General features: G+C 71.0%; 19 protein-coding genes. 5 read left to right on the top strand and 14 right to left on the bottom strand.

The features are described from left to right. Nucleotides 1–22 precede the first annotated feature (22 nt). Nucleotides 23–229: a hypothetical protein gene (locus NAG42_RS36580; RefSeq protein ID WP_250036791.1), complete on the top strand. Its 207-nt coding sequence runs from the start codon at nt 23–25 to the stop codon at nt 227–229. A 4-nt stretch (nt 230–233) separates the two neighbouring features. Here NAG42_RS36580 and NAG42_RS36575 read toward each other — a convergent pair whose 3' ends face one another. From NAG42_RS36575 to uraD, 10 genes are all read right to left on the bottom strand, one after another. Beyond that, nucleotides 234–557, bottom strand: a complete 324-nt coding sequence (locus NAG42_RS36575; RefSeq protein ID WP_250036790.1) for a TfoX/Sxy family protein — start codon at nt 555–557, stop codon at nt 234–236. Then, nucleotides 547–1572, bottom strand: coding sequence for an allantoicase (alc, locus tag NAG42_RS36570; protein WP_250036788.1), 1026 nt, complete (start codon nt 1570–1572; stop codon nt 547–549). Before alc ends, NAG42_RS36575 begins: the two co-directional genes overlap by 11 nt. Beyond that, nucleotides 1572–2885, bottom strand: a complete 1314-nt coding sequence (gene allB, locus NAG42_RS36565) for an allantoinase AllB (protein WP_250036786.1) — start codon at nt 2883–2885, stop codon at nt 1572–1574. The genes alc and allB overlap by 1 nt, the downstream gene beginning before the upstream one ends. A gap of 105 nt (nt 2886–2990) precedes the next feature. Then, the gene (locus NAG42_RS36560; RefSeq protein WP_250036784.1) at nt 2991–4130 is read right to left on the bottom strand and encodes a DUF6986 family protein; all 1140 of its coding nucleotides are present in this window, start codon (nt 4128–4130) and stop codon (nt 2991–2993) included. Beyond that, complete coding sequence (aceB, locus tag NAG42_RS36555; protein ID WP_250036782.1) at nt 4130–5677, bottom strand: malate synthase A; 1548 nt, start codon at nt 5675–5677, stop codon at nt 4130–4132. The genes NAG42_RS36560 and aceB overlap by 1 nt, the downstream gene beginning before the upstream one ends. Nucleotides 5678–5810: 133 nt before the next feature. Beyond that, nucleotides 5811–7289 carry a DUF1996 domain-containing protein gene (locus NAG42_RS36550; protein WP_250036780.1) on the bottom strand — a complete coding sequence of 493 codons (1479 nt, stop codon included), beginning with the start codon at nt 7287–7289 and terminating at the stop codon, nt 5811–5813. A gap of 235 nt (nt 7290–7524) precedes the next feature. Continuing rightward, nucleotides 7525–8874 (bottom strand): 8-oxoguanine deaminase, encoded by a 1350-nt coding sequence (locus NAG42_RS36545; RefSeq protein WP_250036778.1) that lies wholly within the window; start codon nt 8872–8874, stop codon nt 7525–7527. Beyond that, on the bottom strand, nt 8871–9731 hold the full coding sequence (pucL, locus tag NAG42_RS36540) for a factor-independent urate hydroxylase (protein WP_250036776.1): 861 nt from the start codon (nt 9729–9731) through the stop codon (nt 8871–8873). Before pucL ends, NAG42_RS36545 begins: the two co-directional genes overlap by 4 nt. Before the next feature lie 6 nt (nt 9732–9737). Then, nucleotides 9738–10097 carry a hydroxyisourate hydrolase gene (uraH, locus tag NAG42_RS36535; protein ID WP_250036775.1) on the bottom strand — a complete coding sequence of 120 codons (360 nt, stop codon included), beginning with the start codon at nt 10095–10097 and terminating at the stop codon, nt 9738–9740. Next, entirely contained in the window at nt 10087–10623 is a 537-nt protein-coding gene (uraD, locus tag NAG42_RS36530; protein ID WP_250036773.1) for a 2-oxo-4-hydroxy-4-carboxy-5-ureidoimidazoline decarboxylase, read from the bottom strand. The genes uraH and uraD overlap by 11 nt, the downstream gene beginning before the upstream one ends. A gap of 181 nt (nt 10624–10804) precedes the next feature. On the opposite strand from uraD, the gene hrpB reads away from it, so the two are divergent. Next, nucleotides 10805–13408 (top strand): ATP-dependent helicase HrpB, encoded by a 2604-nt coding sequence (gene hrpB, locus NAG42_RS36525; protein ID WP_250037210.1) that lies wholly within the window; start codon nt 10805–10807, stop codon nt 13406–13408. A gap of 64 nt (nt 13409–13472) precedes the next feature. After that, nucleotides 13473–13862 carry a 6-carboxytetrahydropterin synthase gene (locus NAG42_RS36520; RefSeq protein ID WP_250036771.1) on the top strand — a complete coding sequence of 130 codons (390 nt, stop codon included), beginning with the start codon at nt 13473–13475 and terminating at the stop codon, nt 13860–13862. 14 nt (nt 13863–13876) lie between these two features. Here NAG42_RS36520 and NAG42_RS36515 read toward each other — a convergent pair whose 3' ends face one another. The 4 genes from NAG42_RS36515 to NAG42_RS36500 all read right to left on the bottom strand — a co-directional run bounded on the left by NAG42_RS36515 (nt 13877) and on the right by NAG42_RS36500 (nt 19202). Next, a complete protein-coding gene (locus tag NAG42_RS36515; protein WP_250036769.1) occupies nt 13877–16183 on the bottom strand; it encodes a putative bifunctional diguanylate cyclase/phosphodiesterase in 2307 nt (768 codons plus the stop codon). Nucleotides 16184–16266: 83 nt separating this feature from the next. Next, nucleotides 16267–16989, bottom strand: a complete 723-nt coding sequence (locus NAG42_RS36510) for a PP2C family protein-serine/threonine phosphatase (protein ID WP_250036767.1) — start codon at nt 16987–16989, stop codon at nt 16267–16269. Nucleotides 16990–17059: 70 nt separating this feature from the next. Then, entirely contained in the window at nt 17060–18085 is a 1026-nt protein-coding gene (locus NAG42_RS36505; RefSeq protein ID WP_250036766.1) for a hypothetical protein, read from the bottom strand. Further along, a complete protein-coding gene (locus tag NAG42_RS36500; protein ID WP_250036764.1) occupies nt 18078–19202 on the bottom strand; it encodes a transporter substrate-binding domain-containing protein in 1125 nt (374 codons plus the stop codon). Before NAG42_RS36500 ends, NAG42_RS36505 begins: the two co-directional genes overlap by 8 nt. A gap of 82 nt (nt 19203–19284) precedes the next feature. Between NAG42_RS36500 and NAG42_RS36495 the strand changes: the two genes are divergently transcribed. Continuing rightward, the gene (locus NAG42_RS36495; RefSeq protein ID WP_250036762.1) at nt 19285–19977 is read left to right on the top strand and encodes a hypothetical protein; all 693 of its coding nucleotides are present in this window, start codon (nt 19285–19287) and stop codon (nt 19975–19977) included. Nucleotides 19978–20233: 256 nt separating this feature from the next. Beyond that, nucleotides 20234–21292, top strand: coding sequence for an IS110 family RNA-guided transposase (locus tag NAG42_RS36490; RefSeq protein WP_250036760.1), 1059 nt, complete (start codon nt 20234–20236; stop codon nt 21290–21292). Nucleotides 21293–21759 lie beyond the last annotated feature (467 nt).

Here is a 21759-nt window from a genome sequence, read left to right as displayed (position 1 = left end):
ATCACGATCGAGGAGGCTTTCGATGAGCAAGGTGATCCGGCAGTTCCACCGGTGGGTGGCTCTCGCTTTCACGGTGACCGTGCTGGCGACGGTGGTCGCGCTGGCCCGGGAGGAACCGCTGGTGTGGGTCTCCTACACGCCGCTGCTGCCGCTCGCCCTGCTGTTCTTTTCCGGCGCCTACCTCTACACGCTGCCCTATCTGGCCAAGCGCCGCGCCGCGAGGGTTTGACCGTCTATTTCGGAGGGAGACCCATGACGTGGTCGTGCGCCTCGGCCAGCCAGCGGTCGAGTTCCGGGTCGTCCAGGTGGTCGCCGGCCACCAGGATCCAGCCGCGCATGGTGCGGCCGTTCCCCTCGAACGGGCGCACGCCGGGCCGGGTCAGCGAGGCGGCGACCTCCTCGGGGCCCAGCCGCACGATCAACTCGTCGGCGTGCACGCCCACCGTCATGTTCCCGTTGGTGAAGAACGCCAGCCCGCCGAACATCTTGCGTTCGGTGACCGCGGGATCGGTCAGCCGCTCGCGCAGGCGCTGGGCCAGGGTCTCGTCATAGGCCATCGCGCTCGCCTCCCGTCGGCTTCGCCCCGGCCCGCTCTCCGTGACGGCGGAACTGCTCGTCGAGGTGGCCCGCGACCGGGCGGCCGTGCAGGCGCAAGCGGGCCATGCCGCCGTCGGGGAAGATGTCGAGTCGGACGTGGGTGGCGACGCGCCTGGGGCGAACCGGAAAGCGGTGCGGCGTGTCGGGGCGCAGCGCGACACGGGGCAGGATGTCGAACCACTCCTGGCCGTCCTCGGTGCCCCGCACCGAGGCGGAGCCGGGGGCGTTGCCCTTGAAATGGGTGGTGTCGAGGTCGGCCAGGAAGATCTCGGCCGGTGCGGCCAGGCGGACGGTCACCCAGTCGTTGGCGTCGTCGCGGCGGCGCGATGTCTCCCAGCCGTCGCCCATGTGCTGGGCCAGGCCAGGCATCAGCATGTGGCCGGGATGGCCGTAGAACATGTTGCTGCACTCGGTGACGTGAGCGCCGTGGGCCAGGGCGGCCACGTCGAAGACCTCGGGGAGCAGCCGCGGGTCGGGCACGACGGTGCCGTGGACGCGCAGGCGGGCGACCCCGCCGTCGGGGTGGATCGTGAGCCGGACGTGGGTGAAGCGGCGCGGGTCGGTGACGGCGAACAGGTTGCGGCTGTCGCCCTGCAGCGGCGATCTGGGCACGAGCGGCATCCACTCGGCGGCGGTGAGGGCGGCGGGCGCCGGATAGCCGTCGACGGCCAGCCCGTCGACCGAGGCGTGCGGCGGATAGTTGCCGGTGAAGAACGCGGTATCGATGTCGACGCCATGGATCACCCCGGGCGCGCCGAGCCGGACGATCGCCACGTCCTCGCCGGGCTCGCGGCGACGCCGGGTCTCCCACCCGTCATACACCTGACCCTTGTGGTCGAAGGTGCGCGGCGCGAAGACCGGTGGCTGCGGGAGCACGAGATGGTCGGCCGCGGCGAAGAACTCGTCGTTGGCGAACACGACACCGCCGCCGAACGCACGGGACGCCAGGTCGGGCAGGGTGGCGAAGTCTTCCATCAGGCGCCCTTCCGCTCGAGGAACCGGCCGCGCGCCGTCTCACCGGTGACGGCGTGGCCGCGCAGCCAAGTGGTGCGCACAATGCCGTGCAACTTCTGCCCCGCATACGGCGTGACGGGATTTTTGTGGTGCAGCCGAGCCGGCTCGACGACGAAAGTGTCCTCCGGGTCGAAGGCGACCAGGTCGGCGTCGGCCCCCACCGCTATCCGGCCCTTGGTGTGCAGGCCCACCAGATCGGCCGGGCGCCGCGCCATCCACTCGGCCACGTCGGCCAGCGCCAACCCGCGGGCCCGGGCCGCCGTCCAGATCACCGGCAGGCCCAGCTGCACCGACGCGATACCGCCCCACGCCGCGGCGAAATCACCGGTGTCACGCTGCTTGAGCTCGGGCGTGCAGGGCGAGTGGTCGCTGACGACGCACGTGATCAAACCGTCGGCCAGCGCTTGCCAGAGCTGGTCGGCGTTGGCGGCGTCGCGGATGGGCGGACAGCACTTGAACTCGGTCGCCCCCTCGGGGACGCGGCCGGCGTCGAGGGTCAGATAGTGCGGGCAGGTCTCGGCGGTGACCCGCAGGCCCTCGCGCCGGGCGGCGGCGATGAGCGGCAGCGCCGACGCGGCCGAGAGATGCAGGATGTGGACGCGCCGGCCGGTGGCCCGGGCCGCGTCGATGGCGGTGGCCACCGCGGCGTGCTCGGCCTCGGCCGGGCGTGAGCCGAGGAACGCGGCGTAGGTCGCCGGGCCGGACAGCTCGCCCAGATGGTCGGGATCCTCGGCGTGGACGACGAACTGGGCATCGACCGCGTCGAGGGCCTGCCTCAGCTCGGCCGCCGACACGGGCGGGAACTCGGGCACCCCGGAATCGGCCAGGAACGCCTTGAACCCGAACACACCGGCCTCGTGCAGCGCCGGCAGGTCGGCGGCATTGCCCGGCACGGCCCCGCCCCAGAAGCCGACGTCGACGAACGTCTGCCCGGTCGCGGCGGCCCGTTTGACCCGCAACGCCTCGACATCGATGGTCGGCGGCAGACTGTTGAGCGGCATGTCGACGATCACCGTGACCCCGCCGGCCGCGGCCGCCCGGGTCGCCGACGCGAAGCCCTCCCACTCCGTGCGGCCCGGCTCGTTGACGTGCACATGGGTGTCGACCAGGCCGGGCAACAGCGCGGTCTCACCCAGGTCGGTGTCGACGGCGGTCTCGAAGACGTCGTCGTAGCCACCCACCGCCACGATCTTGCCCGCCTCGATGGCCACAGCGGCCGGCCGCTCGCCACCCTCGACGATCACCCGCCGCGACCGCAACACCAGCTCGACCATGCTCAGGAGCCTAGCCGTCCCCTCCGACAGAAAAGCCGGTTGCGCTCATCGCCTCCGGCCCGCCGTCGTCGGCTTGTCAAAAATCTGCCGGCGCGACTCCGGTGGTCACAGGAACGCCAGTAGCTCCTCGCGGGTGAAGGTGGCGTCGGTCAGAGCGCCGCAGTTGAGGCCGCGCAACAGATAGGTGGCCAGCGCGCGGGCCGTGGCCGGCTCGTCGGCGATGCCGCCCTGCTGGCGATCGAGGTAGCGGCGCAACCGGGTGACAGCGGCCTCGCGCCCCTCCCGGAAGAACGTATACGTGGCCGCGTAGCGGGTGGGCAGCTGGGCCGGGTGCAGATCCCAGCCCTGATAGAAGCCGCGTTCCAGCGACCGGCCGACCAGGCGGTGGTGCACCTCCCAGGCGGCCTGGACGTCCTCCCGCGAGCCGACCGGCAGGATGTTGGTCGAGCCGTCGGAGAGACGGACCCCGGTCTGGGCGGCCGCCACCTGCATGACCGCCTTGGCGTGGTCGGCCACCGGATGGTCCATCGCCTGGAACCCCGCGGCCACCCCGGCGGCGGCGCTGTAGTCATAGGTGCCGTAGTGCAGACCCGTGCACCGGCCGTCGGCCGCGGTGATCAGCCGGGCCACGGTGGCTGTGCCGTCGGCGGCCAGCACGGCGGCGGGCAGCTCGATCTGGATCTCGAAGCGCAGCGTGCCGGCCGCGAGCCCGTACGCGTTCTCCAACCGATCCAGCAGCGTGACCATGGCGGTCACCTGGTCGGTCCCGCTCACCTTGGGCAGGGTGACGATGAAGTCAGTGTCCTGATAGGACGACAGGAACAGATCGAGCGTGCGCAGCGCCCGCCGCCGGGTGGGCGCCTCGAGCGACTTGATCCGCAGGCCGAGAAACGGCGGGCGGTCCCCGGCCCGCAGGATCGTCGCCGCCTTGCGGACGGCCGCGTCCTCCTGATCGTCGTCGCGGACCCCGTAGCCGTCCTCGAAGTCGACTCGCAGGTCTTCGATCGGCTCGCCCGCCAGCTTGTCGCGGACACCCGGCACCGACCACGGGAAGTCGTGCAACGCCATGACGCGCAGGGCCTCCGCGCCCCACTCACGGAAACCGTCGAGCCGGTCGGCCGGGATGTAGACGGTGTGCACCGGTTGCCGACCGGCGCTCTCGCCCGGATAGCGCGCGGCGAGGAACGCGTCGTGCGACGCCAGCCGCACGTCGAGGTCGTCGTAGTCGGCGCCGGTGAGCCGCATCAGTCGATCGACTCGTAGGCCGCGGTGGTCAGGAAGTCGGCGAAGTCGTCGGCCAGCGCCACCCGCTCGAACAACTTGCGCGCGTCGTCGAAACGGCTCGACGTCCACGCCTCGTCGCCGATCGCCTCCCGGATCTTGGCGAGTTCCTCGTCCTCGATGCGACCGACCAGCTCGGCCGTGATGCCGGTGCCGTCGGGCAGGCGGACGCCGTTGTGGATCCACTGCCACACCTGGGATCGGGAGATCTCGGCGGTGGCCGCGTCCTCCATCAGGTTGTTGATCGCGACGGCGCCGTTGCCCCGCAGCCACGCCTCCAGGTATTGCAGCGCCACCGAGACGTTGGAGCGCAGCCCGGCCTCGGTGACCTCGCCCGGCGTGGCCGCGACGTCGAGCAGTTGCTCGACGGTGACGGAGACGTCGGGCCGCAGCCGGTCGAGCTGGTTGGGCTTGTCCCCGAGCACGCGGTCGAAGATCTCCCGGCAGACCGGCACCAGGTCGGGGTGGGCCACCCACGATCCGTCGAAGCCGTCGCCGGCCTCACGTTCCTTGTCCTCGCGGACCTTGGCCAGCGCCACCTCGTTGACCGCGGGGTCGCGTCGGCTGGGGATGAAGGCCGCCATGCCGCCCATCGCGAAGGCGCCGCGCCGGTGACAGGTGGAGACGAGCAGCTCGGTGTAGGCACGCATGAAGGGCGCGGTCATCGAGACCGAGGCGCGATCGGGCAGCACCATCGACGGATTGTCCCGGAAGTATTTGATGATGCTGAACAGGTAGTCCCACCGGCCGGCGTTCAGACCGGAGATGTGCGGGCGCAGGGCGTGCAGGATCTCGTCCATCTCGAACGCGGCGGGGATCGTCTCGATGAGCACGGTGGCCCGGATGGTGCCGACCGGGATGCCGAGCGTCTCCTGCGCGTGGGTGAAGACGTCGTTCCACAAAGCGGCTTCCTGGTAGGACTCCATCTTGGGCAGATAGAGGTAGGGGCCGCTGCCGCGCTCGAGCAGTTCCTTGGCGTTGTGGAAGAAGTAGAGCCCGAAATCGACCAGCGCGCCGACCGCCGGCTCGCCGTCGACCGGCAGGTGGCGCTCGTCGAGATGCCAGCCGCGCGGGCGCATGACGATCGTCGGATAGGGGCCGCCGTTGAGCTCGTACGTCTTTTTCGGCGTCTCGAGGCGGATCGTGCGCCGGATCGCGTCATACAGGTTCTGCTGGCCGTCGACGACGTTGGACCAGTGCGGGGTGTTCGCGTCCTCCAGGTCGGCCAGCCACACCTTGGCCCCGGAGTTGAGCGCGTTGATGGTCATCTTGCGCTCGGTCGGGCCGGTGATCTCGACCCGGCGATCGCGCAGGTCGGCCGGCGCGGGCGGAGCGCTCCACTCGGCGGCGCGGATGTCCGCCGTCTCGGGCCGGAAGCCGAGGGACCCGCCGGCGGCGATCTCGGCCCGGCGAGCGGCCCGGGCCTGCAGGAGCTCATCCCGCCGGGGCCGGAAAAGCCTGGTCAGCCCGGTCACGAACGCGACGGCCTCGTCGGACAGGATCTCGGTCATCGTCGACGGCTCCCCTCGATGTGGTTGCTCCCTCAAACCGTAGTGGAGGGGGAAGCCCCCGCAAGCGGGTGTGGATAAACGTGGGGGTGCGGGCGCGCACCGGGGACGGTGGGAACGCGCCCGCACCGGTCCATCAGTGGTTGCCGAACGTGTCGCACTTCGCCTTCTGGACGATGCAGTCCTTGACCCGGTGGCCGAGGGCGGCGTTGTCCCAGGCGAAGAACGCGTCGCCGTGCATCGAGCTGGCGTTGCCCGAGCTGAGCTTGAAGCCGGCGTCGGAACCCGAGGTCGGGTAACCGATCACGAACGACAGCGACGGGATCGCGACCGGGAACTTGCCGCTGCACTGACCCGAGCCGTCGGCCGGGCCGACGTGCGACTTGTGGTCGGGGCTGTCCAGGTGGACGCCGTCCCAGCAGTCGGGGAAGGTCAGCTGGAAGGTGAGCTCAGCGGTCTTGGCGCAGACCGGCCAGTTGCCGTCGGCGCTGCGACCGACCTCGCCGCCGGCCCCCGCGCACCAGAACTGGCCCGGAGCGCCCTTCGGCGTGGCCACCTGCCGCTTGGCGTCGCCGACGATCATGCGGAAGCCCTGCGGGAACGGCATGGTCTTGGTGGTGTCGGACAGCCGGGAACCGTAGTAGACGGTGACGCCGTGCGGCTCGATCGCCTTGCCGTTCTCGAGGAGGCTGGGGATCCAGTAGGCCGAGCGGTCCTCGAGCGGCTTGCAGCTGGAACCGGCATTCTTCAGCAGCGTGTCGGCCGTCGTGAAGGCGTCGGTGGAGTCATTGCCGAGGAACGAGTGCATGTGCGAGCCGCCGGGCAGACCGGGCAGGACGATCGGGTCGTCGGCCAGCGAGTGGCTCACCGTGCAGGAGGCGTTGAACTCCGCCACCCGTACGGGATTGCCGGTGATCGCCTTGGGCTTCATCGCGGTGAACTCGGCGACCTGCGCCTTCCACGCGGCCTGGTCGACCTCGACCCAGCCGGCGCCCGTGTTGGCGGGCGGCGTGCTCGTCGGCGCGGTGGCCGGCGGCTTGGTCGTGGGGGCGGTCGTGGGCGGCGTGCTCGTCGGCGGCGTCGCCGTTGCCCCCAGCGTGAACCAGTTGATGTTCACGAAGTCGCCGGCCTGCTTGCTCTTCATGACCGCGACGAGCTTCTGCGGGCCGGCCGGGGCCTTCACGGTCGCGGTCGTGGTGACGTATTTCTGCCAGCCACCGGTCCTGGCCACCGGGATGGTCGTGAGCAGCGTGCCGGTGGGCGAGCCGAGGCGCAGCTCGACCGAGCCGCCCGCCGCGTTGTCCGACGCGAGGCGAGCGGTGACCGTGGTGCCGACGGCCACGTTGTCGTAGCGCAGCCAGTCGCCGTTGGCGAGCCAGCCGACGTTCTGGCCGCCGTCCTGGTCACCCGTGCTCTCGGTCTGCGCGCCGGACTGGGCGGTGAACGCCTCCGCCTGCAGACGGCCGGGAACGACGGTCTCGGCGGCGTTGGCGTTGGCGATGTAGACGCCGCTGGCCCCGAGCGCCACGGCCACGGCCGAGCCGAGGGCGGCGCGGGTCACGCGGCGACGGGTCTTGGGGTTGGGCGGGGCGACGTGGAGGGGATCCGTCCGCATTTCGAAATCTCTCGTCTCTGCCGTTTCGGTATTTCTTGGTGGGCAGTTTCACGAGGGAGTATGCACAGCTCAGAGGCTTACTTCAACACACGGAGAAAGACTTAGGAATTGCTTTCCGAAGCGCCGCAGGTAGCCGCGATTTCCATTCCGGATAACATTTTTCGGCGAATCAGACCTTAAGTCTTCCTTAAATCGCCCGGGCCGGGCGGGCGGCGCGGGGCCTGAGCGTACGGGATCAGGCGCGCTTGTCCAGCAGGCGCCGATGGGCCCGGGTGGCCTCGCGGGCCAACGTCTCGGCGTCGGCGTTCACCAGCTCACCCCGCTCGACGACGGGCCGCCCACCGACCAGCGCCAGCGCGACCGGGGCGGCCGGGCCTAGCACGAGGGCAGCGAGCCGGTCGTCGATCCCCGCATGGCCGAGCCCGTCAAGCCGCCACACCACCAGGTCGGCCAGCTTGCCCGCCTCGAGCGAGCCCAGGTCGTCCTGCCGCCCCAGACAGCGAGCACCACCCATGGTGCCCAGCCGCAAGGCCGTGCGCGCGTTCATCGCGGCCGGCCCACCCCTCGTACGCGCGGTGTAGAGCGCCTGCCGCAGCTCCTCCCCCAGGTGGCTCGCCTCCTGAGACGCGGAACCGTCGACGCCCAGCCCGACGGGCACCCGGTGGTCGAGCAGCTCGCGCACCCGGGCCGCCCCCGCTCCCAGCCGGGCGTTCGAACTCGGGCAGTGCGCCACGCCCGTCCCGCTCGCGCCCAGCTTGGCGATCGCCGAGTCGTCCAGGTGGACGCCGTGGGCCAGCCACACATCGTCACCCAGCCAGCCGAGCCGCTCCGCATACTCGACCGGGGTGCAGCCGAACCGCTCGCGGCAGAAGTCCTCCTCGTCGTCGGTCTCGGCCAGGTGCGTGTGCAGGCGGACACTCTTGCGCCGGGCCAGCTCGGCCGCCTCGCTCATCAGCCGCTCGGTGACCGAGAACGGCGAGCACGGCGCGACCGCGATCCGCAGCATCGCGTCCGGTGACGGGTCGTGCCAGCGATCGACCGCCTGCTCGGTGGCGAGCAGCGCCTCGTCGGTGGTCTCGACGATGTTGTCCGGCGGCAGCCCGCCGTCCTTGTTACCGAGATCCATCGAGCCGCGGGTGGGGTGGAAGCGCAGCCCGATGCGCCGGGCCGCCTCGATCTCGGCCTCGAGCACGTCACCACCGTCGCGCGGAAAGACGTAGTGGTGATCCATCGACGTGGTGCAGCCGGACAGCGCGAGCCAGCCCAGCCCGGCGCCGGCCGCCGCGCCGACGACCTCGGCGTCGAGCCGCCCCCAGATCGGATACAGCGCCTGGAGCCAGCCGAACAGCGTCTCGTCGACCGCGAGGCCGCGCGTCGCCCACTGGTAGAGGTGGTGGTGGCTGTTGACCAGACCCGGCGTGACCAGGCAGCCGGCCCCGTCGACCCGCCGGCCCGCGCTGGCGGGCGCCGCACCCGGGCCGACCGCGGCGATGCGGCCGTCGTCGCCGACCACCACGTGGCCGTCGGCGTGATAGGTGTCGGCGTCGTCGACGGTGGCGACCGCGACGTTCTCGATGACGATCACGGATACCACTCCGTGATCGCGGGCGGGACGTCGTCGCGGGTAACGGTGCCCTCGATCAGCCCGTAGGGCCGGTCGCCGGCGATGAAGACCTCGTTGTGGTTGGAGAGCTCGAACGGCGAGAGATCGACCAGATAGTGATGCTTGTTGGGCAGGGCCAGCCGGATCTCGGCCACCTCCGGCAGCTCGGTGAGCACCCGGCTGCCCATCGCGAACAGCGTCTGCTGCAGCGAATAGCTGTAGGTGTCGACGAAGGCGGCGGTCAGCGCCTCGACCGCGGCCGGGAAGGACTTGGCCCAGTCGGTGTCGTCGCGCAGGTGCCGCCACCGCGCGTCGACCGCCGTGGCCAGGATGCGGTCGGTGGTCTCGGGCAGGGTCGTGTAGCGGTCCTGTGCGAAGCCGTGGAACTCCGAGTTGGTCGCGTTCAGCAACGTCATCCCCGAGATGCCGCTCACCACCTGGGTCTGCTCGACGGTGACGGTGACCTCGGTCGTCCGGGTGTGGTCGCCCAGCCGCCGGAACGAATGCGGCCCGAGCCTCTCCCACCCGAACGACTCGATGCCGACCCGGGCCGCGCGGATCTGCGTGTGGGTCTCGACGAAGTGCCGGGCCAGCAGCAGCGCGAACTCCTCGGGCTCGCCGACGCCGGGCTCCTTGGCGAAGGCGTACACCGTGTTCTTCATGGTGTCGGTGGGCAGCACCCCGCCGTTGTCACCGGTCAGGTGGGTCGCGGCGAGGTCACCGGAGAGCGCCACGCTGACGTTGAGATCGGTCAGCGTGTGTGTCTCGCCGTCGCGGGTGACGCGGACCAGCCGCGTCTCGGCCTTGCCGTAACGGTTTTCTCCGAGCACGATCGCCACGCGCTTTCAGCTCCCTCGATAGGTCGTGTATCCGTAACGGCTGAGCAGCAGCGGCACGTGATAGTGCCGCTCAGGGTCGCGGACGTGGAAGGCGACCGTGATCTCCGGGAAGAAGCAGTCGGCGCCCAGATAGGGCTCGACATAGAAGGACAGGCGATAGCCGCCCGCCTGCCACTCCTGCAGCGGCACCCGGTAGCGCAGCCGGCCGTCGTCGTCCGTGCGCCCCTCGGCGATCGTCCCCCACCCCTGCGTGTCGCGTCGCTCCAACCGGACATAAACATCGCGGGCCGGCTCGCCGCTGATCGTGTCGAGGATGTGCGTCGAGATCCGGGCGTGGTGGGAGGCCGTCCCGTCGTCAGAGGGCATCGAGCACCCGCTCGAGTCGCAGCCGCGCGATCTGGCGCAGCTGGTCGGCGACGACCGGGCGCTCGGTGGCCTCGTCGTGGGTCAGACGCTCGCGGGCGGCGGCGAGGATCTCCTCCTGCGAGCGCCCGCTGGCGAAGATCAGAAAGACGTGGCCGAACCGTTCCTCATACGCCTGATTGGCCTCTTTGATGGCGGCGGCGGTGCTCTCGTCGGCGCTGAGGGCGGCGGCCGACTGCTCACGACGGGACCAGGCGGCCTCAGCCGAGTCGCCGGTGGCACGCTCGCCTATCCGGGGGTGAGCGGACAGACCGGCCAGCACGTCGGCCCAGCTCAGGGCGGCCGAGGCGGCGTCGGCGGCGGCCAGCAGGTCGGCGCGGCTCCGATAGGGCCGCGCACCGATGATCGCGGCGCCCCAGGCGGGCGCGGCGCAGCAGGCCAGCAGGTCCTGCTCGAGGCGGGCGGCGGGCAGCGAGTTGAACACCTCGACCGCGTCCATCGGCACCCCTTCCTTGTATCGATCAGTCAAGCAGTCACCCTCGGGCCGATGCAGTCTTTCGGCCCGGAATCACCGCCCGGTTTCGTGGTGCCGCCAACCCTCCCATGCCGGTCCGACAGTTTCCTGTTATCCACAATCCGGGGTTATCCACAGCCGAGCGGGCTGGTGGCCCGAAGTGTCGGACCGGTGCGTCAGGATGGGTCCCGTGCTGATCGCCGACGACGCCCTGCCCGACCTCCCGATCCGTGCGGTGCTGCCGCAGGTCCGCGAGGCGCTCTCCGGTGCCGGCGCGGCGGTGCTGGTGGCGCCGCCCGGCACCGGCAAGACGACGCTGGTGCCGCTGGCGCTGCCGGGCCGGGTCGTGGTCGCCGAGCCCCGTCGCCTGGCTGCCCGAGCCGCCGCCCGGCGCATGGCATCGTTGCTCGGCGAGCGGCCGGGCGAGCAGGTGGGCTACACGGTGCGCGGCGATCGCCAGGTCTCCCGGCGCACCCGCGTCGAGGTCGTCACCACCGGCGTGCTGGTGCGCCGTCTGCAGCGCGACCCCGAGCTGGCCGGCACGGCCGCCGTGATGCTCGACGAGTGCCACGAGCGCCACCTGGACACCGATCTGGCCCTCGCGTTCCTCCTCGAGGTGCGAGCCGCCCTGCGCCCCGACCTGCACCTGCTGGCCACCTCGGCGACGGCCGACGCGGGCCGGCTGTCCGAGGTGCTCGGGGCGGCGCCGGTGGTGACCGCGACGGCGCCGCTCTTCCCGGTCGAGCAGCATTGGGTGCCGCCGACCGGCCCGATCACACCGCCGCTGGGCCTGCGCGTCGACCCGCGCCTGCTCGACCACGTGGCCGCCACGACCCGCCGGGCGCTGACCGACGGCGACGGCGACGTTCTGGTCTTCCTGCCCGGCGCCCGCGAGATCGACGCCGTGGCGACCCGCCTGGCCGGGGTCCAGGCCGAGGTGATCGCCCTGCACGGCCGCCAGCCCGGCGCGGTGCAGGATGCGGCTCTCCGGCCGAGCACGCGCCGGCGGGTGGTCCTCTCCACCGCGGTCGCCGAGAGCAGCCTGACGGTTCCCGGCGTCCGGGCGGTGGTCGACGCCGGTCTGAGCCGGGTGCCCCGGATGGATCACGCCCGCGGCCTGGGCGCCCTGGTGACGGTCGCGGTGTCCCGCGCGTCAGCCGTGCAACGAGCCGGCCGCGCGGGCCGTGAGGCGCCGGGCCGGGTCTATCGCTGCTGGTCACAGGCTCAGCACGACCGCCTGCCGGCCCAGCCCGAGCCCGAGGTGGCCGCGGCCGACCTGACCGGCTTCGCACTCGACCTGGCGCTGTGGGGTCATCCCGACGGCTCCGGCCTGTCGCTGCCCGACCAGCCGCCGCCGGGCGCCCTCCAGGCCGCCGTGACCACGCTGCGCGGCCTGGGCGCGGTCGGCCACGAGGGCCGGGTGACCGCGCGCGGGCGGGCGCTGGCCGACGCGGGCCTGCATCCGCGCCTGGCCCGGGCCCTGCTCGACGGTGCCCCGCTGGTCGGCGCCCGCCGCGCGGCCGAGATCGTCGCCCTGCTCGACGACGAGCGTTCGCAGGCCGACGATCTGACGGCGGCGTGGCGCCGGGCCCGCGGCAGCCGCGACCCCGCCTGGCGCAGCGAAGTGAGCCGGCTGTCGGCCGCCCTGAACCGCAAACCCGCCGACGAGACAACTCCCGACGTGACCGACGCCGCCGCGACCGTCGACCAGCCCGACGCCGCCGCGACCGTCGACCGGCCCGACGCCGCCTCGGCCGTCGACCGGCCGGACTCCGCCGATGCCTCGCGCCACCCCGGCGCCGGCCCACGGCGGGCGGCGGCACTGCCGGACGATCTCGCGGCGGGCCTGGTCGTCGGGCTGGCCTATCCGGAGCGGGTGGCCCGGGTGCGGGAGGCCGGCGGGCGCTCCTACCTGATGGCCGGCGGCACAGCGGCCGAGCTCACCGGTGGCAGCGGGCTGGCCGGTGTCGAGTGGCTGGCCATCGCGTCGGCCGATCGGACGGCCGGGGCCCGGACCGCGCGGGTCCGCGCCGCTGTGCCGTTGGACGAGGCGACCGCGGTCGAGGCGGCCAGGACGCTGCTCACCGACACCACCGAGATCGGGTGGACCGACGGGGACGTGGTTGCCCGCACGGTGCGCCGGCTGGGGGCGATCACGCTCGTGGAGAGACGGATCGCCGACCCGGATCGACAGCTCGTGCGGGCCGCCTTGCTCGACGGGCTCCGGCGCGAGGGGCTCGGGCTGCTGACGTGGTCGCGAGGTGCGGTCGAGCTCCGGGAGCGGCTGGCCTTCGCGCATGCGGCGATCGGCGAGCCCTGGCCGGACGTGTCGGACCAAGCCCTGAGTGAGCGGATGGACGACTGGCTCGAGCTGGGCAACGCTCGCCGCCGGTCCGACCTCGGCCGGATCGACGTGGCCACCAGCCTCCGCCGGTTGCTGCCCTGGTCGGTGGCCGGGCGACTCGACGAGGTGGCGCCCGAGCGGCTTCCGGTGCCCAGCGGGTCGCGGGTGCGGGTCGACTACTCCGATCCGGCCGCCCCGGTGCTCGCGGTCAAGGTGCAGGAGGCCTTCGGCTGGAAAGACGCACCACGGCTGGCCGACGGGCGCATCCCGGTGCTGCTGCACCTGCTCTCCCCGGCCGGGCGGCCGGTCGGCGTCACCCGGGATCTGGCTTCGTTCTGGGTGCAGGGTTATCCACAGGTGCGCGCCGAGCTGCGGGGGCGTTATCCCCGGCATCCGTGGCCGGAGGACCCGACGACCGCGGCATCCACCAAACGCACCAATCCTCGATCGCGATGACAGCTCAGCCGCTTGGCCCCGGCCGGAAGTCGGCGAAGGTGAGCCTTGGCCGTCAGGAGGCGTGATGAGTTATCTGGTTGAGGTGGAGCATCGGTTCCGGGCGGTGCAGGGCCTGCCGTCGCCGGTGCGAGCGGGGCGGGGCCTGTCATTGCTGGCGGCCGGAGAGGGTGTGGAGGTCGTCGTCCGGGCGGGGGTCGCGTTCGAGGATGAGCAACTCACCGAGCGCGGGTGGTTCTTCGACACCGACGCGGCGGCGGCCGAGCTCGAGAGCTGCTGTGCCGGCTTGAGCGGGCGGCCGTGGACCGAGGTGTTCGAGTTCCGGCCGACGTTCGAGCTGGTGGCGCGGCACCTCTTCGGCCGGCTCGCCCCACGCCTGCCGCAGCTCGCCTACGTCGAGATCCGGGACGTGGATTTCGGCGTCACAACCAGGTACGTGCCACGGCCCGACGACTGACCCGAAACGCGGTGCTACGCGAGGTGGGCGGCCGATGAGGGTGGGGTGTACTGGGAGGGGATCATCGGGGGCTGCTGGCGGTGGAGCGGGGCCGGCTGGCCGAAGAGGTAGCCCTGGCCGACCGCGCAGCCCAGGTCGGCCAGGGCCTGGGCTCGGGCGGGGGTCTCGATGCCCTCGGCGACCACGACGATGTCCAGGTCGGTGCAGATGGTCAGGACCGACCGGCACAGGGCGCCGGCCCGCTCCGGGGCGATGTCCACGTCGGTCAGTGTGGCGTCGAGCTTGACGATGTCGACCGGGAGCGAGTGCAGTTGGGCCAGGGCGTTGAAGCCGCTGCCGAAATCGTCCAGGGCTATCCGTACGCCGAAGGAGCGCAAGCGTTCCACCACCGCCGCCGCCGAAGCCATGTCCTGGATGCGACGGGTTTCGGTGATCTCCAGGACCAGCTGGGAGGCCGGCAAGCCGGTGCGCGACAGGGCGCCGGCCACCGACTCCTCGAGGCCGTTCTGGCTCAGGCGGGCGGCCGACACGTTCACGTGCATGTCGATCGGCCGGCCGTAGACGATGGCCAGGGCCGCCGCGTCCACGCAGGCCTGGTTCAGCACGAAGTCGTCGATGGCGGCCACCAGGCCCGTGCGCTCGGCCACCGAGACGAAGACATCCGGGTGCACCGCGCCGACCACCGGGGAGGTCCAGCGGGCCAGTGCCTCCACCGCCACCGTGGCACCGTCGGTGAAGCGGACGATCGGCTGGTAGAAGACCTCGAAACCGGCACCGGCGGGATGACCGGAGCCCAGCGCCTGGGCCAGCAGGTGCGGCAGGTCGGCGTTGGGGCCGCCGTCGTTCGAGCCGGCGTAGCGGGCCATCGCCCCTTTGCCACGGCGCTTGCTCGAATACATCGCGGCGTCCGCCCGGCGCAGCAGGGCGTCCGCCGTCAGTGGTTCCGCGGGCTCGGACACCACCAGGCCGATGCTCGCGCCCACCCCGAAGGTGCGGCCGTCGATCACGAACGGCTCGCGCAGCGCGGCCAGGATGCGGTGGCCGGTGGGCTCCGCGTCCGCCGGTGTGTGGTCGAGCAGCACCGCGAACTCGTCGCCTCCGAGCCGGGCCACCAGATCGCCGGCCGACACGCAGCCCTGCAGGCGCTCGGCGATCGCGCGCAGCACCCGGTCGCCCATGGCGTGACCGAAGCTGTCGTTGATGAGCTTGAAGTCGTCGAGGTCGGCGAAGAGCACAGCCACCGGCTTGGCGCCCAGCGCCCCGGTGAGCCGCTCGCGGAACAGCGCGCGGTTGGCCAGCCCGGTCAGCGGGTCGTGGTAGGCCTGGTGGCGCAGCCGCCGCTGCCCCTCCGACACCCGCTCGAGCAGCACGGTGTTGTCGACGATCGTGAACATCTGGCGGGCCACGACCAGACCCAGGCCGAGCCAGCCGAGATAGGCCTCGAACGGCGAGAGCGGTTCGCCGTCCACACTGTTGATCCCGATCATCACACCGGTCGCGATCACCGGCACGTACGGAAGCAGCAGGTGAAGCCACTCGCGCTCGGCCGCGTCGGCTGGTGACGGCGGCACCGCCGACGGCGTGGACAGCGCGGCCAGGGCGAGCAGGGCGGGCCCGAGCAGATGCCCCACCGACTGCCACGGCGAGAGCGGGCCGTCGGCCAGGTGGATCAGCCGCAGCGTGTCCGAGACGCCGAAGGCGAGCAGGGCCAGCCCGCCCAGCGCGAGCGGCTTGCGGGCCGCGCGCGAGTCGGGCCGGGTGAGCAGCAGCAACGTGACCATGGTGGCCAGCACCAGATCGGCGATGGCGTAGCCGGCCGCGGTCACGATCAGGCCGGTGGGCTGCCCGGACCAGTGGAACCAGTCCCGCGGGACGGCCGACCAGACCAGGGCGAGCAGCGATCCCGCGATCAGCACGCTGTCGATCATCAGGGCGATCTGGTCGCGGCGGGCCGAGGTGGGCACGGGGCGCGGCCGGGTGTACGGGGCGTGCAGCAGCGCCACCAGGAAACACGCGGGCAGCACGAAGAACCCGATGTCGGACACCATCGTGACCGGCCGATCGGGGACCATGACGTCCTGCACCAGCCACCACAGCCGGATCAGCGCCCAGCAGGCCAGGCCGAGGCCCATCAGCACCCGCCAACGCCGCTGCAGCACGGAACGGCCGCGCGCCGCCGCGAAGCAGATCGATGCCGCGGCCGCCCCCGCGACCAGTTGAGCGGCGTCGGTGTAGACACGCCAGCCCTGCGGCTCGATGACCTCACCGAGCGCGGTGACCCCCAGGACGATCGCCAGCGTGACGAACAGTCGCGCGGTCATCATCACCACCCAGTTGAGCCGCGGGACCCCCTGATCCGCGACCGCTGTAACCTACCGCAGCCCTGAGCAGGGGCAAGAGGTGATTACTCCACCGCTGTCAGATCGGCGACAATCACCGTCACGTTGTCGGGACCGCCGCCGCGCAGAGCCAGGTCGATCAGCCGCTCGCAGCACGATTTCGGGTCGTCCGCGGCCAGCATCTCCTGCTCGATCGTCTCGTTGGTGACCACCGCGGTCAGGCCGTCGCTGCACAGCAGCCACCGGTCGCCCGGCTCGGGCTCGACGATCACGTAGGCCGGGCTGACCGGCTCGCCCTGCAGCACCCGGGTGACCACCGAGCGGCGCGGGTGACCGGCCGCCTCGTCGGGCCGGATCAGCCCCTGGTCGACAAGCATCTGGACGTACGTGTCGTCCTTGGTCAGCTGGTTGAGCCGGCCGTCGCGCAGCAGGTAGGCGCGGGAGTCACCGACGTGCGCCATGGCCGCCCGGGTGCCCGAGAACAGCACCGCGGTGAGGGTCGTGCCCATGCCCTGCAGGGAGTTGTCGGCCTCGACCTGCTCGGCAATCCGCCCGTTGGCGATCTCGAGCGCCTGGTGCAGCGCGTCCATCTGGTGATCGTTCTCGATCGGGACGTCGAGCGGCGTCATCGACTCGATGGCGAGGCGGCTCGCGAGGTCACCGGCAGCCATACCCCCCATGCCGTCGGCGACGACGAGGAGGCGGTCACCGGCGTAGTAACAGTCCTCGTTGTTGCTCCGGACATGTCCTTGATCGGTGCCGGCGGCCCACCGCAGGTGCAAGGTCATGGCGTGCAGCTTCCCAGATCATCGCAACCCTGTCTGCACGCGGTCGGCGGCGTTTCGCCGGAAAAGACCGCTAGCTGGGTTTCAGCGGTCGCCCTAGGCATCGTGGATCGACCTCCGTCACGCGGCGTGTCGGTGCGATCCAGGACAGAGCGGAGTCGGTCACCGCCCACCCGTGTGCCGAGACGGAGCTGTCGGGCGGCCGTACCGGTTCGGGGCAGAGAGTCTTGGAAAGCACCTGATCATTGGGGATGAACCTCACCAGTCCACCATCTTCGAGCACCGTCGTCGAGGTGTCGTCGACCGCGATCAGCTGTCCGCGTAATACAAGTGTGGATTTGCCGTTCTCGCCCACTTCGACGGCACTGTTGGGCAGCACCGGGGCACGCAGGAAGACGATGCCGATGGCGACCGGCGCGACCAGTGCCGCGGCCACCGCCGGCCAGTGCGTGACGAGTCTCGCCGCGCGAGCCGGCACCGGCCCGGTCAGCAGCGGGCCGAACAGCGGCGGCAGTCCCAGCAGCAGAGCCGTCGACGTCTCGCCGAGGCGGAGCGCCTGAACGATCCCCGGCCACACGAAGATCAGCACGAGCACCCCGACCAGCACCGGTACGCCGATCGTGATCCACACCATCAGCCAGCGCTCGGTGTGGAAGCGCTGCACCGCGGTCAGCCCGAGTATCGCCACAATGAGCATGCACAGCAGCGGCAGCAGGCGCAGCTGCCAGGTGAACGCGGCCAGCATGGCGGCCAGCAGCACCACCCAGTCGGGCATCCGCAGAGCGGTCACCGCGAGCAGCGACCGGCCCGCGTCCTCGGGCGCGCTCACCAGCAGGATGCTGCCGAGCAGGCGCAGCACCAGAACGACGGCCGGCACGCTCCAGATCAGCGTGATGAACAGGGCGCTGATCATGCCGAGCGGCGAGATGTACTGCACCAGCAGCAGCATCGTCGGCAGGTCCTGCCGGCTCAGATACCAGAGCCGCAGCACCAGCAGCACGAGCGGGAACGCGGGCAGGACGGTGAACAGGTAGTTGAGCTGCGCTCGACGACGCCGCGCGGGGATCGGCCCGCCCTTGACATAGATGCTGTCACTCACCGAACACGTCCTCCCACGGCTGCTCGCGGATGTCCGGCCGGACGACCCGCGGCTGCTCGGCCACGGCGATCGGCGCCCCTTTGTTCGCGTTGACCTCGGACTGGAAGTTCCGGTCGTAGGCCTCCTCCCACCGGGTGTCCTTCGGATCGGTGTACGAGCGGTAGAGCGTCAGATCGACCAGCTTCTGCAGTGCCGGGTTGTCGCCGACGTTGATACCCCACGTCTCGTTCGCCGGGTAGCCGACGTCCCAATGGTCGAACTCGTCCCGGGACTGAGCCTTGTAGCCGGCCAGGATCGCGGCGTCGGTCGTGACCGCGTCGACACGGCCGGCCCGCAGGTCCCCGATGCACTGGCTGATCCGGTTCCGCGGCACCACGACGGCATTTTCCTTCTTGGGCGCGTCCACGCTGGTCGAGGACGAGATGGAGCAAACGCGTTCGCCCGCCAGATCGGCCATCGTCGAAACCACCGGGTGCTTGTCTTTGCGCAGCGTCAGCACCGACTGCTCGGTGTAGAGGTACGGCGCCGAGAAACGCACCCCCGGCGCCGCTTTGCGCTCCGCGTTGATGCTGAAGCTGGCGATCACCAGCTTCACCGGCACCCGGGCTCCCTTGGGCGTGGTGGCCTGCATCCGCGGCCGGTCCTCGCTCTCGATCGCATAGAACTTCACCTCGGACCGCCGGAAGCCCAGATCCTCGGCGACCATGTACGCGATATCGACATCGAACCCGGTCCACTGCCCGCTGGAGTTCCGCAGCGCCGTTCCCGGTTGATCGTCCTTGACCCCGATCGGCAGCTCGGACCAAGACTCGACACCCGCCTGTTCCCGCAGATCGGCCACCGACGGCGGCCCACCCACAAAGAGCTTCACCAGCGCCAATCCCAGCGCGAGCACCAGCGCCAGCCCCAGCGCCGCCAGCCGGAACGCGGCCAGGTTGAACCGCGGCGGCACGATCATCGGCTCCGGCTCGGGCGGCGGCAACCGCTGCTCAGCCGCCTCACGCTCGGCCAGATCCTGCACCGCGATGTCCTCCGCGGTGCCTTCCGGCCCTGGTGGCGTACGCCGCCGCACCGGCCACGTGAAACGACCGGTCACCCCGCTGCGATCGGAACCCATGGGCGCCAATCGTGCCGCATGAATGTCACAGGCCGGCGTCCCGGGGGGAATTCACCCGCCCGTTCCGGGTAGTCGAACGGATATGAAAGGTCCCGTCCTAGCCGCCGTGGTCGTCGCCTTGGGCGTCCGCGTGATCCGCTCCCGCCATCGCCGCTTCCTGCACCCCGACGGCCGTTCCTTCACCGCCGAGCTCACCGTCTGGGGCACCGGCCGCACCGAGGGCGCCGACCTCCTCGACCACCCGGCCCGGCACGACGCCGTGGTCCGCATCTCCAAGGGCGCCGGCACCCGAGGTGCACGCGCCGACATCCGCGGCCTGGCCGTTCGCCTCGCGGGCGACCGCCCGCTGGATCTGCTGTGGTCCACCGCCGGCGAGGGCCGCTTCACCCGCCACCTGCCGGCCCCGCGCCGCACCTTCGACACGTTCTACGGCTCGATCCTCCCCTACCGCACCGGCACCCGCCGCAAGATCTACCTGGGCGCCCGCCCCGACACCCCGTTGGGCCGCACCCTGCAGGAGCTCACCGACGGCACGATCACCCTCTACGCCGGCGACCGCCCCTTCGGCCGCCTCACCTTCGGCACCCAACTTCCTTTCCGTACGGACGCCGAGCTCGCCTTCGACCCGGTCCGCAACACAGCCCCCGACCTCCACCCCACCGGCTTCATCCACTTCACCCGAGCCTTCGCCTACCGCCTGAGCCAACGCTGGCGAGGCGCCCACCCCGCAGCCCCCGCCCCATCCGCAGTCGAACGAACCGCCCTGCACCGCTAAAACCCTGGGGCTCCGCCCCAGACAGTAATGATGGTGGTGGGTCACCCGGTTGGTCTGACTCAGCCCCAAACTGGCGCGTTCTGCTGTCTTCCCGGGGATTCGTCGGCTTGTCCGGGTGACCCGTCCGGCACTCACCGGTTGGGCGTGTGACCTCATAGGAGCCTGTGCAAGAGGCGCCCATTACTGTCTTGTCCGCCGGCCCAGCGCGTGCGTGCCGACCCTGTTCGGTGCAAGCAAAAGGGACGGCGGTTCCAGGATGGCAGCCAAGAAGCGTCAGGTCGTCGGTGGTGTCGATACGCACGGCAAGTTTCATCACGCGGCGGTGATCGACGACACCGGCCGGCAACTCGCTGATCAGCAGTTCCCGGCCACCCAGGCGGGTTATCAGCTACTGCTGCTGTGGCTGCGCCGGGCCGGACGGCTCGTCAAGGTCGGGGTGGAAGGCACTGGATCATATGGGGCCGGTCTGGCCCGGTACTTGAGTGATGCGGGTGTGCAGGTGGTCGAGGTGGATCGGCCTGACCGTAAAGCTCGCCGCCGGCAGGGCAAGTCGGATCCCCTCGATGCTTATGCGGCTGCCCGGGCGGTGTTGTCCGGGCGGGCCACCGGTGTCCCGAAGACCCGCACCGGGCCGGTGGAGTCGATCCGGTTGTTGCGGGCGGGCCGCCGGGCTGCGGTCAAAGCCCGCACCGCGGCGATCAACCAGCTCCGCGCGTCGTTGACCTGCGGCCCGCAACAGTTGCGAGAGCAGATGCAGGGGCTCACCCAGGCAGACCTGGTGCAGCGCTGCGCTGCCCTGGCTTTCGATGAGAATCGGCTGGCTGATCCGCTGGAGGCGGCCAGAGCAGCCTTAGCCGATCTTGCCGAGCAGATCCGATCGCTCAACGTCCGGATCGCCCGCGCCGATCGCCGGCTGGGAAAGCTGGTCACCGCCATCGCTCCGGCTCTGAGCGCGGTCCACGGCGTCGGCACCGACGTCGCGGGGCAACTACTGACCACTGCTGGGGACAACCCGGAACGGCTGCGCTCAGAAGCCGCGCTGGCGCACCTGTGCGGGGTGGCGCCGATTCCCGCCAGCTCGGGACGCATCGACCGGCACCGGCTCAACCGCGGCGGCGACAGAGCCGCCAACTCCGCTCTGTTCATCATCGCCTTGGTCCGCATGCGTTCACACGCGGCTACCCGCGCCTACGTCGAGAAACGCACCCGGGACGGCCTGAACAAAAAAGAGATCATCCGCTGCCTCAAGCGCTACATCGTCCGCGAGATCTACACCGCTCTGATGACCGACCTGACCAGTCCAAACACCGCTTGACAAATATAGGAGCATCCCCGGCCATCGCTGGAGAGCACTCTGGCGATGGTTGCGGTGGGAGGTTTGGGTGTTCTCCGGTCAACGACAGCCGAGAGCGAATCGCAAGTGAGGGTGGGACGCAAGCAAACTGCGCTTGCGTCCCACCCTCACTCACGATGAGCAGCGACTGCCGTCGCCCGGAGAACACCCAAACCAAAGGCGAACGCTGTAGAAGAAACCCAACCCCACGTCACTCACCACCAAGGCTGAGCCTCACCACAGGCGCGAGCCCCACCGCACTTCCCTTCCCCCCCCACGTTGAGACCACATTCATCCCCACCCACCCCCGACGTCCTTCCCCACGACGTACGCCGAAGGCGGAAGCAACCGGCATTGTTAAGTTCCCGCCCCCCACCACCAAGCCCGGCCTGCGAGACCAGCCCCCTCAGCTTCGTCCACAGCGCGGCAGCCAGACCCCCACCCGTCAG

Origin of the sequence: Paractinoplanes maris (assembly GCF_023544465.1) — a bacterium.
In the GTDB taxonomy this organism is placed as follows: Bacteria; Actinomycetota; Actinomycetes; order Mycobacteriales; family Micromonosporaceae; genus Actinoplanes; species Actinoplanes maris.
Note: the sequence above shows the minus strand (reverse complement) of the source record. Positions and strands in the feature narration are given on the sequence as shown.